Below are 15,304 nucleotides of genomic sequence, written 5' to 3'. Positions count from 1 at the left end.
GGTAGTAATCCGTACTGAACATATTATACATTATTTTCAGTATAGTTGAGCTTATTATTGACTAGAGTCATGCTCTCGCGTTAGCAGGCCAGGAGGGAGGGCAACTGCTCACACCTAAAGGGTTGGGAGGAGCACGGGGATCCCCTTTCTACTCTTGATCCAAGTGAGCTACGGGAGCTTTTTGGGCTTGAGCTGTTCGGCGTTTTTCGCTGCCAAATCGGGCAGAATCAGAGAGAAGCTCGCGAGCAGATTAAAAAAACAGGATACGTTCGTAACAGCGGTGCAGAGCAGTATGTTCAGAGCCCACGACTCTGCCGGTTTGCGCCTTTTGATTGCGGTTGCCCTGTTGCTGGGGAGCATGGCCAGCTGGCGGCAGGATCGTCTTTTGGCAGTGATGGGCCTGGTGGGTGCAGCCGCCATCTCTGCCTTTACCCGTCCGGCCATCTTGGCCTACAACCGTGGTCGAGAACGGTGGCTGAACCGGGATTTGCCGGGGGCTATTGAACAGCTCAGCTTGGCTCTGCAACGGGATCCCTGCCTGGCCAACGCCTACATTTTGCGGGGAGAAGCCTACTTTGCCCTCGGCCAAGTTCCCCAGGCCCTGGAGGATTTCGGCCAGGCGATCCGGTTGGCCCCGCGGCGACCAGAACCCTATTTTTATCGCGGGCTGATTCGTCAATCTCAGGGGGATCTCCAGGGAGCAACGGCGGAGTTTGCTGAGCTGGTGCGCCTACACCCCAATGTCCCCCACCACCTCAGCTTGGCCAACCTGCTCATGCAACAGGGATCCCTGCCTTTGGCCCTAGCTCATCTGGATGAAGCCATTCGCTTGGATCCCACCTCAGCGCTTGCCCATTCCCAGCGGGCCCGTTTACACAGCTACCTGGGCACCTGGGAGGCGGCTTTGTCCGATTGGTCGCAGGCTATTGACTGGGATCCCAGCCCAGCCCATTACTACCAGCGGGGTGTGGCTTATGCCTGTGGTGATCACTTTGACGAGGCCATTGCCGACCTCAGCCGCAGCCTAGAAATAGAACCCCAGCAGCCCAACGTCCTCTACAGCAGGGGCAACCTTCTCTATGCGCTGGGGGAGATCAAAGCGGCTTTAGATGACTACGAGCGGGCCTTTCGCCTGGAAGCGGACATGAACCGGATTGACCTCTCCGACGAGTATGGGTTGTACGGACGAGGGCTGGCCTACTGGAATATGGGGGATAAAGCGACAGCTTTTTCGGATTTGCAAGCAGCTCTGCAGGTCAGCCGCCAACATCACAACCTGGCTCTGGAGCAGCGGGTGCGCCGGTCTCTGCTGCAACTGAGCGATCCCGACTGGGATCCTGCGCAATCTGCCTAGCGGGATTTGATTGATTGATTTGCAGGTGCCTCCCCTGACGCTGCAACTCCACGACGCTGCCGCTGAGGCCCAGATCCCGAAACGCCTGCAGCCACTGAAACGGTTTTCTGTTCCTGAGGCAGCGGGGGGTTGAGACCGAAGCAGTAGCCGACATTGCGTACTGTGTGGATCAAGCTGGGCTGGCGCGGATCCCGTTCCAGCTTTTTGCGCAACGAGAGGATGTGGGTATCGACGGTGCGAGGGTTATCGGTGGAATCCGGCCACGCTCGCTCCAGCAGCTCTAGACGAGAGACGGGATCCCCATCCGCCTGCACCAGCACCATCAGCAGGCTAAACTCCTGAGGCGTGAGGTCGATCCCTTCCCCGGCCAGGGCAACGCGCCGTTGCACCAGGTCAATTTTGAGATCCCCATACTGCAGAAAGGTGGGAGGAATATGCCGCTGTCGTCGCCGAGCCAAGGCTAGAAGGTGGGCATCCAGCAGTTGCATACTGAAGGGCTTGGTGAGGTAATCGTCCGCTCCTGCCTCCAGGCCGGCGATGATATCCGCCTCGGATCCCCGGTGGGAGAGTAGCAGAATTAACAGATCACATTGGCGATGGGCCCACTGGCACAGTTGCAGCCCGCCGCGGTTGGACAGCTCCGCATCCAAAATCAGCAGGTGAATGGGCTGCTGTTGCAGCAGGGTCTTTGCCTGGCGAAGGGTCTCTGCTGCCCAAACTTGGTGTCCGGCCTGTTGCAAATGCCAACACAGCAAGCTGCGCAGATGAGGGTTGCCTTCTGCCAGCAAGATGTGCAAGGGTTGCATGGCTGTCCGGTTGGGATCCCGCCCACATCATAGTGCTCCGCACCGCTGACGCGACAGTGCTATGCCTCCGGCACCCTACCGGGAACCGCACCGCTGACGCGACAGTGCTATGCCTCCGGCACCCTACCGGGAACCGCACCGCTAACGCGACAGTGCCATGCCTACGGCACCCTACCGGGAACCGCACCGCTGTCGTTGTAGATAGCGAGTCACCTTGGACTCCGTCCCGCTAGCGCGAACGGGCAATGCTGTTCGCCTTTGGCAGCGCACGGCGTTGTAGACTGACAATCTCTACCAAGACCAAAGGGCTCTGCACTGCTGACGCGATGGCCAATTCTCTCCCCCCCATTTCCGAGCGCAAACAGGATCACCTGGACATTGTTCTGCAGCAGGATGTGGCTGCCAAAGGGATCCGCACCGGCTTTGAGCGGTTTTTCTTTGAGCACGTGGCGTTGCCGGAGCTGCTGTTGTCGGAGATCGACCTGAGCTGCGAGTTCTTGGGAAAACGCCTACAGGCACCCCTGCTCATCAGCAGCATGACGGGGGGAACAAAGGCTGCCCGTGAGTTGAACCGACAACTGGCCGCCGCCGCCCAACAGTTGGGCATTGCCATGGGGGTGGGATCCCAGCGGGCAGCTTTGGAACATCCAGAGCTGGCCCGGACTTACCAGGTGCGCCAAGTGGCCCCGAATATTTTGCTGCTGGCCAACCTGGGTGCCGTTCAGCTCAACTACGGTTATGGGGTGGAGCAGGCGCGACGGGCGGTGGAGATGATCGAGGCGGATGCATTGATTCTGCACCTCAATCCTCTCCAGGAGGCGGTTCAACCCCAAGGGGATCCCGACTGGCGTGGATTGTATGGCCGCATCGAACAGTTGGTGGCGCAGTTGCCGGTGCCCGTGGTGGTGAAGGAAGTGGGCAATGGCCTCAGTGCTAAGGTAGCCCAGCGGCTGGCCGAATGCGGTGTGGCGGCCCTAGATGTGGCGGGAGCGGGCGGCACCAGTTGGAGCGAGGTGGAGGCCCATCGCCAACCAGATGCTCTCAAGAAACGCATCGCCCACAGCTTTAGGGATTGGGGGATCCCAACGGCTTTGTCCCTGCTGGAAATTCGTCGCCTGCTGCCGGACTTACCCCTGGTGGCCAGCGGTGGCATCCGCAATGGCATCGACGCGGCCAAAGCCATCCGTCTGGGAGCCGATGTGATAGGTATGGCCGCCCCCGCTTTACACGCCGTCTCCCAAGGACAGATGCAGGCGGTGGTGGACACCTTTCGTGCCGTGATCGAGGAGCTACGTATTGCTGCCTTTTGCACCGGATCGGCCAACTTGGCCCGGCTGCGACAAGCCACTCTGCGGCGGCAGGATACTTGGGATCCCTTGCCCTAAACTCCAAGCACTTGCCACAAACTGAGGGTCAATACCAGAGCCCCCAGATGATAGGGCCACTGTATGCTTTGTCGAGATGCTTTGTCGAGATGCTTTGTCGAGCTATTTTGCCGGTCAGCACCCAGGAGAGAACCAGAGCCAAGATAGCGTGGATCCCTGGAAAAACCGAATCACCGCCCGGTAAACCTGCCAGAGATAGAAAGAAGGGATCCCGGCTGGGAGAAAGTTGCTCAGGTTACCAGCAGCACCTAACCTGCCTCCATCTGGACGGTCAAGGCAAAGGCAATTCTCGGCTAATTCGCACCATCGGCCCCAGTCCCAGTCCCGTTGGGTTCAAAGCCTGCATCTCAAACAGGGCCAGAATGTGGCGCACTTGCAGCTCTGGACGGGCAGAATTCACTCCCATTGCCACCACCAAGCCGCAATAGCCACCCGTATCGCGGCAACGCCGCTCCCAGCGCTTGCGAGCCATGGAGTGGACGGGATCATCTTCGGGAAACTCCCCAAACAGGTGCAGGTCACGATTGCCCGTTTGCACAATTTCCAGGTCGTAGCGATCGCCATCGAAGGGATCCACCCCTGTGTTGAAACAAACGCCTTGCGGCCCACCTTCCCCACGCAAATTCTCGATGAGCTGCTTTGCTTTTGATCGAGAGGTGCGCACAATCACCACCGGCAGCCCTTCTCCATTTTTCACCAGCTTGCTTTGGGGGAGGGGATGCCATTGCCCCGTGCGCCGCAGCATTTCCACCGTTGTCCACGGCAAGACCCCCAGACCTATCTGCGCCCCTTCCGGCACCAAATCATCCCGCAGCAGGGTTTGGGCAGGTTCTTCCTCCTCCCCTTCCAGCTCCAGCAGCTCTTCAGCCACGTCCGGCAGAGTGCGCACCTGCACCGAAAGGGTTGCTCCCTTCTCTTGGGGGTTGGGAATGCGGTACCGACCTTGATAGGAGCGAAAGTCATCTTCCAGCTTGCGGTGGTACTGCTTGAAGAAGCGATGCAAGGCTTCCAGGGCCACCGATAAGACCGCTGCCTCGTCCTCCTGCAAAGTCACGCGCAAGCCTTCCAGGGGGTGAATGGTGCCAAAGTTCGGCTCAACTTCCTCAGGATCCAAATCTGCCAAGTCCAGATCCGGCAGTTCGTTAAGTTCAGGATTGCGAGCTTGGAATGTGAGATAGAGACAATCTTGTCTGAGGAAGGCTTCCTCCATCTCTTCGGGAGTATCCGGCTGGCCCGCATCCTGGCGAAACTGTTTGAGGGAGGGCAGCGAGCGATAGAAAAGTACCCCATACTCCATGCCCAACCGCCCCATGACCGAGACGTAAAGGGTTTGGATATCCCAGTGATTTAGGTCGATCGCCAGGATTTGGTGATCCTCTAGGTAATCCCAGGGAGCATCTCGCCAGAGGGTAAGGGCTTTGCCGGCCAGCAACTCAACATAGTGTTCCGGCAGAGGGGGAGGGATCCGTTCGTTGGCCTCTTCAAAGCTCTGAAGGATCTCATCGATTAGAGGCAATTCCGGCTGGCATTCCACCTTAATGTCCAGCTCGTGCAGAATGCCGCGCAAGAAAAATTGCACCTCTCGATCCCGCACGATGATCTTCTGGGGGCGAGCAGGTGAGGCAGCATGGGGCCGCTCCATGGCCACAATCAAGGTTCGCACCATCGGCTCAAAGCCAGAATCGGCGGGCACCACTTCCATGGCCCGTACCACGCCCTGAACGCCATCTACCCAAAGAATGCACTCCCCTTCCGTTTGGGATCCCATGGGTGGCGATCCTGAGAGCTTGTGACGATCCCCTTCCCACACGGAGGGCACCTGGGGCAGCTTTTGCAATCGACGAACCGTAGCGGCTGGGAGACCGGACATAGACATCCAAGGAGAATCAGGAGAACAACCCAATCGGCTGAGTAGGTATGCCAAACTGAGCAGGGATCGGCCTTGGCCTCCTGTCAACAAGACCCAGGGATCCCGCTAATGCCAATCTAACCACCAGTGTAGAAGCTGAGTTCGGCTTCAGCGAGAGGAGACAGCAGAGCCAAGTTCCATGGCACCAGAAGCTGATGGTCAGATTCGAACTGACGACCGCTCGATTACAAGTCGAGTGCTCTACCAACTGAGCTACACCAGCAATTTCTGCTCACCGATTCTAGCATTTGTCCCCTGCGAACTGGGGCTCGCAGGGAAGGACGCCCAGCCGACTTCACGAGTCAGCTACTGCTGATCCACTGCCGGGCGAGCAATGGGAGCCAGGTAGATCACCAAAGCCCCTGCCAGAAACCCCAAGACGTTGCGCAACACCGGGATCCAATCCTGCGTGCGTGTGACCACCGGCCCGATACCGAAGGCCCCGAACAGAATGAACCACAGGGGAGAAATGAGCAAGGCCCAACGCCAGTTAAACAGCTCCTCCGCATGGCGGGGCTTGCCGGCAAACCCGAAGACAATCCCGCCCAAAATCGAGGTCACCAGCGTTAGGATCCACTGCTCTTGAGGCAGGCCGGGCACCACACGGCAGCCCCCCTGATGAAAGCAGCGATCCAAGACATCAACGGTCTCCAGGATGGCGCGTTGGGTGCCGTGCTCCCGCACATAGAATTGGTTGCCAAAGCGAGATTGCAGCTCAATCCAAAAGGTACGTGGCAAGATCTCGCGCACAGCATCCCCCACATTAAACGCCAGTAAGTTGCCCCCCCTGGGATCCGCCACCATCAGAACGCTGCGCTCATTCAAGCCCCAGTATTCCTTCACCTGACGACCCGGTGTTTGGTCGAACTGAGTCAGCACCCGCAGCTTCCAGCCGGTGTCTTGCTCTAACTTGTTCAGATGCTGGGCCAGTTGAGCTTCCTGATTGCTGGTCAACTGATCCGCTAAGTCCAAGACCGGCACAGGCGGCTGGGGCAACTCCATCGGCACCACCGGCAGGGCAGGTTGCGCCCAGGTCAGGGATCCCCCGCCCACCGCAATCAACAGCCCAAGGCAAAAGCCCACCCCAACGCGGAGTATCCGCTGCCACTCGATGCTCATGCTGATCCCTCTCCTAGCTTTGACGCTGAGATACTGAGAAATGATGTTAAGAAATGTTTCAATTTCTTATAGATCTATCATGCACCGGAACAAGACGTTTGGCCAGAGGGATCCCGGGGAAGGAGCGGTGACAGGGGCAGTGCCTATATCAAGCTGGGGCTGAAGGTGCCGGCAGGGTCAAATTGCTGCTTCAGCTTGCGCATTAGGCTGGCAGCCGGGCCAAAGTCATGGGCAAGAGCCTTCTTCAGAGCCGGCGGAGCCTCCAGAAGCAGGAGAAATCCGCCTGCGGACTTGAGGTAGCGTTGCAGTTGCATTAGGGATCCCACTTCTGGCTGAACCAGCCAAGCCCGTCCTAGCCCACAGCCTCGGTGCAGTTGCACCTGAGCTCCAGGAAACAGGGTTTGAAACTGCTCCAGTGTTGCCAAGCTCTGACTGGGCAGGCACCCGAACTTGGCCAGCACCGCCCCTGAGCCGGGTTGAGGCAGGGGCAGAGAGTCGGGATTCACTTCCTGCAAAGTCAGCCCTGCAGGGGCCAGCCGCCGCGTTTGGGCCATCTGCTGGGCAATCGCCCGCTCCGAGCCGTGAAAGCTGAGCCAAACTTGGGATCCCTCTGCCCTTAGCCAGAGATCCACCCCCACAGGGTTAACCGGGCCGGTCAGCACCTGCCGACACAAAACCTCCAGCTCCGGCAGGGATCCTGTAGCCAGCAAAGCAGACTGAGCTGCCGGCAAGGGGTAAAGCCGCAGGCTCACCTGGGTCAAAATTCCCAAGCTGCCCAAGGATCCGGTGAACAGCTTCATCAGGTCATAGCCAGCAACATTCTTGACAACCCGCCCGCCCGCTTTGGCCACTTCCCCATCCGCCCGCACCCAGGCTATGCCCAGCAGCAAGTCGCGGATCCCGCCGTAACGCCAGCGCAGAGAACCCGTATCGGCAGTGGCGATAATGCCCCCCAGGGTAGCCCGCTCCGGATAGAGGGGATCCACCGGCCACCATTGCCCTCGCTCCGCCAAAATGGGTTGCAGTTCCGCCAAAGTCATACCGGCTTCCACCGTAACGGTGAGATCGGCGGCTGCATGGTCGATGAGCCGGCGTAAGCCGCGCGTGCTGAGAACCAAATCCACCGGCTCCACAGAGTGGGCCCAGCCCCACTTGCTCCCCTGCCCCAGCGGCAGCACTTTCCGCCCTTGGCACTCCTTTAAGATTCCGGCCAATTCCGAGACCGTTGATGGAGTCTGGATCGGCAAGGGATCCCCTGGATCAGATAGCAAGGTCGCCAGTGAATGGGGAGAAGACATTGGGGAAAGCGAAGCAGAGATTAAACAGAAGCAGAGATTAAAGAGAGAAAACCTGTCCAAACCAGCCCAATTGCGGGGTTATCCCACCCTACCTCAGTCTACAGCCAGCAAAAATCTCAGCTTGGAGAGATGACCCTCAACCAGAGCCAGCCTTCAATGTGGTACCGCCCTTACACAGGTCTGCCGAAAATCTCGGAACCAAAGCTCCGCCTCGTCACTGCTCACCCTGAAAGATCCTGAAGAGATCCATAAGCCTGCAGGGTTTCTCTCTCCCGCAGACTACTATCTGATACTAGTGGAGAAGCCGTGCGCAGCGAAGCAGACTCTACAATCGGAAAACTTTGTAAACTCCGTAAACAATGCAAACAAAAATAAAAAACGGCAACAGTAAAAAACGACGGATTAAGTTGAGCAAGGTAGTTTGCAGACGCTGTGAGCAGATTATCTGCTAGGATGGACGCTCTTTGTATTGGGGAAAAGCAGTCGTGAGTGCGCTGAGCAACATCATCTTGGTGGCTATGGGGATCCTCCTGACCCTTGCCAGCCTTTGGTACGGGCAAAACCACCATCTGCTTCCCGAATCTGCTGCCGAATCAGCCCCCTTGTTCGACAGCCTCTTTAACAGCACCATAACCATTGCCACAGGGATCTTTTTGGTGGTACAGGGTGTACTTCTCTACTGTATTGTCCGCTACCGCAAGCGGCGAGGCGACAAAGGCGACGGGGATCCCAGCCACGGCAACGTGCTGTTGGAGATCGTGTGGACGGCGGTGCCGGCGGTGATCATTCTTTGGTTAGGCTTGGCCAGCTTGGATGTTTACCAGGCCATCTACGGGGGTGCTGATGTCGGCGGCCATATCCACGCAGCCATGGCGATGGAGGCTTCCCACGAAGCTGAGGCGGGGGATCCCGGCTACGCTTATACCCCTGTAGTGCTACCCGGGAAGGAAATGGGCCAGCCGGATCTGGTCGTCCAAGTGCAGGGCATGCAATATGCTTGGATGTTCACCTACCCGGATTCCGGCCTGGTGGCCAGCGAGCTGCACCTTCCTCTAAACAAGCGGGTGCGCTTGGATATGACGGCTCTGGATGTGAACCATGCCTTCTGGGTGCCGCAGTTTCGCCTCAAGCAGGATGTGATCCCGGGCCGAGAGACCCACCTGGAGTTTGTGCCTACCCAACTGGGGCAGTACCCCATTGTCTGCGCAGAGCTGTGCGGCCCCTATCATGGGGTGATGGCAGGGCAATTGTTTGTGGATACGCCGGAAGACTTCGAGCGCTGGCAGCAGGAGCAAGTTTTGGCCGCCCGTGGCGAGGGCAGCACCTTGGCCCTCGTTTCAGATTTCTCGCCAGTCCATCCCTCTCCTCGGCCAGGCTCCCCTGAGGCCGAGTCTGCCTTTGCCCATGTCCACCACCAGCGTTTGGGCGTCTCCCCCTCAGATTTGAAGTCTCTCCAGTCCCATTCTGGATCCCTTCCTTCCGCAGGCTAGCCGGGATCCCTGACGCCCCTTTGGCCTGCGCTTGTGGGAACAACATTCTGCCAACGCGATATAGGAGCTTTTGTGCAATGACCCAGCTGCAAGACAGCTCAAGACTTGTTGCTGCACCGAAGGTTGAACTTGAACTTCCTGCTGAGCCTTGGTGGCGCTTCTTTACCTTCTCCACCGATCACAAGGTCATCGGGATCCAGTACTTGGTGACCACCTTTTTCTTCTACTTGGTGGGAGGGGCGCTGGCGACGGCAGTACGGGCAGAGCTGGCTACTCCAGAGGCCGACTTTCTCGGCTTTGAGCGGTACAACGGTGCCTTTACCCTGCACGCCACGATCATGATCTTTTTGTGGATCGTGCCTGCTTTGGTGGGGGGCTTTGGCAACTACCTGGTACCGCTGATGATCGGGGCGCGGGATATGGCCTTCCCCAAGCTGAATGCAGTGGCCTTTTGGCTGGTTCCGCCCACAGGGATCCTGCTTTTGGCCAGCCTGTTCATAGAGGCTCCGGCTGCCGGCTGGACTTCCTACCCCCCCCTCAGCTTGATCAGCGGCAAGGTGGGGGAAGAACTCTGGATCCTGAGCATTTTGCTGGCAGGAACCTCTTCCATCCTGGCAGCCGTGAACTTCATCACCACCATTCTGAAGATGCGCATGCCCGGCATGAAGATGGAAGACATGCCGCTGTTTTGTTGGGCCATGCTGGCAGCCTCTGTTCTCACCCTCATTGCAACACCGGTTTTGGCCGGTGCATTGATTTTGCTTAGCTTTGACCTGTTGGCGGGCACGGCCTTTTTTAACCCCAGCGGCGGCGGGGATCCGGTGGTGTACCAGCACATGTTCTGGTTCTACTCCCACCCGGCGGTTTACATCATGATCTTGCCGGTCTTTGGCATGATCTCCGAGATTTTGCCGGTGCATGCCCGCAAGCCCATCTTTGCCTACAAGGCCATCGCCTACTCCAGCTTGGCCATCTGCTTTTTGGGGTTGATCGTCTGGGCTCACCACATGTTCACCAGTGGCACCCCTGACTGGATGCGGGTGTTCTTCATGATCGCCACCATGGCCATTGCCGTTCCCACTGGGATCAAGGTGTTTAGCTGGCTGGCCACTTTGTGGGGCGGCAAGATCCACTTCCGCTCGGCCATGCTGTTTGGCATGGGTTTTGTCTCGATGTTTGTGATCGGCGGCTTGGGCGGGATTATCCTCGCCTCGGTGCCTCTGGATATCCACGTTCACGACACCTACTTTGTGGTGGCCCACCTACACTACGTGTTGTTTGGCGGCAGCGTCTTTGGGATCTATGCCGGCATCTACCACTGGTTCCCCAAGATGACGGGGCGGCTGCTGAACGAGTTTTGGGGGCGGGTGCACTTTGTGTTGACCTTTGTCGGCCTTAACATGTGCTTCTTGCCGATGCACAAGCTGGGCCTGATGGGGATGCCCCGCCGGGTGGCCCAGTACGATCCCCAATTTGCCGACCTCAACTGGATCAGCTCGGTGGGGGCCTTTGTTCTGGCCATTTCCACCCTGCCCTTTTTGGTTAACGCCATCTACTCCTGGGTGGCCGGGCCAAAAGCTGGGGATAATCCTTGGCAGGCCCTGACACTGGAGTGGACAACTTCTTCTCCCCCGCCCCATCACAACTTTTATGGGGATCCCATTCTGCTAACTGGCCCCTACGACTACGGCTTGCACAGCAAAGAGACGCTGGACTACTTTGCTGCTCAGTTGCAGAGCTTGCGGGAGCTGGCACTGGCGGAAGCGGAGCCTACTTCTTCTTAGCAGGCCGGATGCCCGGTGGGCGGCTGATCCCCTGCTCACTGGGTATTCCAGTCTTGGCTGGGCTGCTTGTACAGCCTCAAGAAGTCTCAGGAATTCAGGAATTTAGGTGGAAAGGAATATGCAAGGATCCCTTGCCTCTGAAACGCTGATGGTTGGCCACTCAAGGGCCCACACTGCCCACGCTGAGCACCCAGATCATCGCGTCTTTGGCATCTTGATGTTTTTGGTGGCAGAAGGCTGTCTTTTCCTAGGGCTGTTCATGGCCTACCTGGCCTATAGCCTCACCGCCCCGGTGTGGCCGCCGGAGGGAACCCCAGAGCGGGAATTGCTTTTGCCTGGGATCAACACGGTGATCTTGCTCTCCAGCAGCTTCGTCATTCACAAAGCTGGGTCGGCCATCAAGGCCGATGATGTCAGGGGTCTGCGGCTGTGGTTTGCCCTCACAGCGCTGATGGGGGCGGTTTTCCTGGCAGGGCAACTCTATGAGTACAGCAACCTGGAGTTTGGCCTCACCACCAATTTGTTTGCCAGCACCTTCTATGTTTTAACGGGGTTTCATGGTCTTCACGTGCTGGCAGGGTTGCTGTTCATTTTGGCGGTGCTCTGGCGCTCCTTTAAACCCGGCCACTACAGCGCTCAACATCATTTTGGCGTCGAAGCTGCTGAGATCTACTGGCACTTTGTGGATGGGGTTTGGGTTGTGCTGTTTATTCTGCTCTACTTGCTCTGAGCTCGGCCTTCACCCAATATAGCCACGATTTGGATCAGCGCTTCTTGAAAGGCATCTCGTTCCGGCTGTCCTTGCTTGAGGTTGTATTCCAATTGCAAAAGCTGCTGCATTGCTTTCAGTAAAGCTGTGGTCTTCAGGGATCCCACCTCTTTTTGCAGAAAGTAAACCCGATTGGGATTCCCGATTTCTGCTTTCTGGGCGATGACTTTGGGATCCCGTTCTCCCTGATCCAGCAGCAGCCGCACCCATAGCCAGGTGCGAAATTGGCCTACCAACACCGCCAGAATCCTCAGGGCCGGCTCGTTGTGATCCAGCAGATGGGTCAAGATGCGTAGGGCTTGTTCCAGATTCCCTTTGCGCAGGGATCCCGCCAATTGAAAGCTGTTGTAGGCGCTGGCGGGAACTAACGCCTCGACTTGTTCAGGAGAAATGGGATCCTGTTGACCTGCCGTAAACAGGGCCAGCTTTTCCAATTCCATCGCCAAGCGACGGGAGTCATTGCCCACCGCCTCGGCCAATTTCTGGGCGGCTGCCGGGCTGAGGGCCAGATCCCGTTGTTCAGCTTCCCGCTGCACCTGCTGGAGAATGCCCTCCTCATCCCAAGGGGCCAGTTGGGAAAACTCGCGGACAATGGCCGTTTTCTTGAGGATTTTGGTGGATTTCAGGCGCCCATCGGGTTTATTGCTGGTGGTCAAGAGCAGATGGGTGGTAGGGGGTAACTGGGCCAGTGTGCGCTCCACTTCTTCCCACAGATCTTCCGGGCAATGTTGGGTGAGTGTTGTCTCTTCCAGCCAAACCAAGCGGGCGTTGGATCCCAGCGGCGGGGTCATGGCTTGGTTGAGCCCGGCAATCGTGGATTCCGGCGGCAGGCGATCGTAGTTAAAAGCAGCCCAGTGGGGATCCAGCACTTGATCCCGCAACTGCTGTACCGCCTGCATCAGGCGATAGGTATCATCCCCCCAGTACAGGTAAACGGGCACGCTTCGACCGAGTGATTTACGAGATGCTTTTCCCCTACTTCCTCCATTTTGCGTAGGTCAGTTCCCCTTGTCTAAGCGGTTTGGCCGGGATCCCTGCTCAACTTGGTGGAGGGAGTCAGTCCAAGTGAAGATACCGAGCCCAGCTTGACTCAAGTTGTTTAAGAATAGGTCAAGTACTCGCCCTGTCTGGCGAAAACAAAGGCATCTTTACATAACTTTCATAATCCAGAAGTCTCCGCAGCCCAAAAAGTTCTGTATTCCCACTGAAGAGATTTCGTAGACCTTCTCCTACAGTTGAATTAGGAGCAGAGACTGCAGGGTTAAAGATTATGGATGGCATTGGCGAGTTTGAGTTTAAGGTGCAAATCTTAGCCCGTTGCATGGGATCCGCCCTGGATCTGGGCCGTCCTACTCGTATTCAGATTCACTATTCCAACTCCAATTCCCAGAACGCAGTTAGAGCCAAGGAAGGTTGGTCTGGATCCCGCTTAGGCGATCAAATCCCTTCTCCTAATGCCGAAGGTGAAAGAGGATCCCAAGGTCAAGTGTTAGCCTGTGTTGCCTGAAGAATCTTTTGAGAATCGGTCTGTGGTAGGTCAGGAGATCTTCGATTGCGGCAATCCAACATTTGATTGAAGATTGAGATAGAGCTTTTTGTAGTTTTTCCTGCTGTTCTTCTTTGCTTTTTACAGAGACTTGTTCTTAAGATTGAAAACCCAACTTTGATAACTCTTCGATGCCTTTTGTCTTGTAGAGTCTTGTGAGTCAGCCGGTTCTTTGTTTTTGTTGAGGGGTACTTTGTCCGGCTGGCGCGATAAGAGGTTGCGCTCTTCTTCGTTGTCTCCTTGCCTCTGGGGATATAAGCTAGAACTTCGTCCCACCGACGCAATCGGAAGGTGACTTGGGGCGTATGAACTTGTGCCCAACAGGCTCCGGAGGGTTATGGAACGAGCAACGCAACGGTGGCACGGTTTTCTGCTGCGCGATTTTCCCATCAAGGCTTGGTGGCAGGGAAGCCTTTTGGGTCGTCTATTGGGATCCCTGCAGAGTTGGGGGAAAAGCAGCGTATTGGTGCAGACTTCCGACCGCATCGGCCTGGGGCTGGTACTGCTTTACTGGGTTTTCTCTGCGCAAAGCTCCACCGGCATCCTGGGCCTGATTTTGCTGGCTATGGCCGCTCTGGTGGGCCTGGGCACTTTGGTGGAAACGCCGATTGGGCTGCCGCTGCATCTGCCCCTGGTCCTTTTCTGGGGAATTGCCACCTTGGCGACGATTCTCTCTCCGGTTCCCTACGCAGCGCGGGATGGCTGGCTGAAGTTGACTCTCTACCTGGCTGGTTATCTGTTGTTGCATCGTCTGCTGCGCAAACCCCAATTCCGAGATGGGATTGTGGGATCCCTGCTTTTGGTCAGCTTGGTGATGGGGGTCTACGGCCTGCGGCAATACTTTTATGGGGCAGCAGAACTGGCCACCTGGGTGGATCCGGAGTCGGGCTTGGCAGGTCTGACGCGGGTGTACAGCTATCTGCGCAACCCAAATCTGTACGGGGGCTACTTGATCCCGGTCATTCCCCTGGGGCTGGCCGCCACTTGGATTTGGCCCAGTTGGGGAGCGAAACTCCTGGCCGGGTTTACGACGGCGGTGAACCTGATTTGCCTGTTGCTCACCTACAGTCGTGGCGCCTGGATTGGGGGGCTGGCCATGCTCACCCTGATGGCCGTGCTGTTGGCACAGTGGCATTCTGTCGATTTGCCAGCCCGCTGGCGGCGTTGGGCCTTGCCGGCCCTGTTGGGCGGAGGGGGGGCTGCTCTGTTGCTCGGAATCCTGACGGTACGCCCTCTGCGGCTGCGGGTGCAGAGCCTTTTTTGGGGGCGGCTAGACACCAGCAACAACTTTCGGATCAACGTCTGGGCGGCGGTGCTGGAGATGATCCGCGACTTTCCCATCTTGGGGATCGGCCCCGGCAATGTCGCCTTTAACCGCGTCTACCCCCTTTACCAACGAGGCAACTTCAGCGCCCTCGGAGCCTATTCGGTGCCTCTGCAGCTCACCGTGGAGACTGGCTTCATCGGCTCCTTAACTTTCGCCTGGTTCCTCTTGGTGCTCTGGGATCACGGCTGGAGATGCTGGAAAACTTTGCTCAACTTGCGGGATCCGCAGGGTCTATGGGTGGCAGCAGGCTTGGCCGCTTGCACCGGCATGATGGCCCACGGCTTGGTGGATACCATCTGGTATCGTCCCCAGGTACAAATGCTGTGGTGGCTTGCGGTAGCGCTTATTACAGCCAGCTTGGCCTCTCTCAGCCCTCAGCCGCTTACAGATGCTGGTGAGACGCCAGTGGGGACTTCCTCCCGTTAAGGTAGCTTAAGCTTGGCCTTCCGGTCTTGACGGGAGCAAATCCAGAGTGGTAAGCATCTTCAGTAGGAGATAAAAATGTATCTGTTTTTAC

At 57.5% G+C, this 15,304-nt stretch carries 11 protein-coding genes and 1 tRNA gene; 6 read left to right on the top strand and 6 right to left on the bottom strand.

Going from position 1 to position 15,304, the window contains the following annotated elements; genetic code table 11:
- The first annotated feature begins 292 nt into the window (after positions 1-292).
- Positions 293-1,354, top strand: coding sequence for a tetratricopeptide repeat protein (locus tag NW870_RS08215; protein ID WP_414374793.1), 1,062 nt, complete (start codon positions 293-295; stop codon positions 1,352-1,354).
- Here the strand turns inward: NW870_RS08215 and NW870_RS08210 are convergent.
- On the bottom strand, positions 1,351-2,160 hold the full coding sequence (locus NW870_RS08210) for a response regulator transcription factor (protein ID WP_414374792.1): 810 nt from the start codon (positions 2,158-2,160) through the stop codon (positions 1,351-1,353). The genes NW870_RS08215 and NW870_RS08210 overlap by 4 nt on opposite strands.
- 326 nt (positions 2,161-2,486) lie before the next feature.
- Between NW870_RS08210 and fni the strand changes: the two genes are divergently transcribed.
- Complete coding sequence (gene fni, locus NW870_RS08205) at positions 2,487-3,545, top strand: type 2 isopentenyl-diphosphate Delta-isomerase (protein WP_414374790.1); 1,059 nt, start codon at positions 2,487-2,489, stop codon at positions 3,543-3,545.
- A 271-nt stretch (positions 3,546-3,816) separates the two neighbouring features.
- Here the strand turns inward: fni and NW870_RS08200 are convergent, their stop codons facing one another.
- The 4 genes from NW870_RS08200 to NW870_RS08185 form a co-directional block, all read right to left on the bottom strand.
- Positions 3,817-5,415, bottom strand: coding sequence for a DUF6930 domain-containing protein (locus tag NW870_RS08200; protein ID WP_414374788.1), 1,599 nt, complete (start codon positions 5,413-5,415; stop codon positions 3,817-3,819).
- 189 nt (positions 5,416-5,604) lie between these two features.
- Positions 5,605-5,677: transfer RNA gene (locus tag NW870_RS08195), tRNA-Thr, on the bottom strand.
- Between the two features lie 83 nt (positions 5,678-5,760).
- On the bottom strand, positions 5,761-6,456 hold the full coding sequence (locus NW870_RS08190; protein ID WP_011434237.1) for a TPM domain-containing protein: 696 nt from the start codon (positions 6,454-6,456) through the stop codon (positions 5,761-5,763).
- 260 nt (positions 6,457-6,716) lie between these two features.
- Positions 6,717-7,820, bottom strand: a complete 1,104-nt coding sequence (locus NW870_RS08185) for an FAD-binding oxidoreductase (protein WP_414374787.1) — start codon at positions 7,818-7,820, stop codon at positions 6,717-6,719.
- A gap of 536 nt (positions 7,821-8,356) precedes the next feature.
- Between NW870_RS08185 and NW870_RS08180 the strand changes: the two genes are divergently transcribed.
- The 3 genes from NW870_RS08180 (at position 8,357) to NW870_RS08170 (ending at position 11,875) form a co-directional block, all read left to right on the top strand.
- Entirely contained in the window at positions 8,357-9,361 is a 1,005-nt protein-coding gene (locus NW870_RS08180) for a cytochrome c oxidase subunit II (RefSeq protein WP_414374785.1), read from the top strand.
- A gap of 77 nt (positions 9,362-9,438) precedes the next feature.
- Complete coding sequence (ctaD, locus tag NW870_RS08175; protein ID WP_414341936.1) at positions 9,439-11,145, top strand: cytochrome c oxidase subunit I; 1,707 nt, start codon at positions 9,439-9,441, stop codon at positions 11,143-11,145.
- Positions 11,146-11,263: 118 nt separating this feature from the next.
- Positions 11,264-11,875 (top strand): cytochrome c oxidase subunit 3, encoded by a 612-nt coding sequence (locus NW870_RS08170; protein WP_414341934.1) that lies wholly within the window; start codon positions 11,264-11,266, stop codon positions 11,873-11,875.
- On the opposite strand, the gene holA is transcribed toward NW870_RS08170, so the two are convergent.
- Positions 11,863-12,855 (bottom strand): DNA polymerase III subunit delta, encoded by a 993-nt coding sequence (gene holA, locus NW870_RS08165; RefSeq protein WP_414341931.1) that lies wholly within the window; start codon positions 12,853-12,855, stop codon positions 11,863-11,865. The genes NW870_RS08170 and holA overlap by 13 nt on opposite strands.
- Before the next feature lie 942 nt (positions 12,856-13,797).
- Between holA and NW870_RS08160 the strand changes: the two genes are divergently transcribed.
- Positions 13,798-15,213 carry an IctB family putative bicarbonate transporter gene (locus NW870_RS08160; RefSeq protein WP_414374783.1) on the top strand — a complete coding sequence of 472 codons (1,416 nt, stop codon included), beginning with the start codon at positions 13,798-13,800 and terminating at the stop codon, positions 15,211-15,213.
- The last annotated feature ends 91 nt before the right edge of the window (positions 15,214-15,304 follow it).

Origin of the sequence: Synechococcus sp. R50.1 (genome assembly GCF_047462115.1) — a bacterium.
Classification (GTDB): domain Bacteria; phylum Cyanobacteriota; class Cyanobacteriia; order Thermostichales; family Thermostichaceae; genus Thermostichus.
The sequence above is the reverse complement of the archived record's forward strand: the minus strand, read 5'-3'. Positions and strand labels throughout refer to the sequence as shown.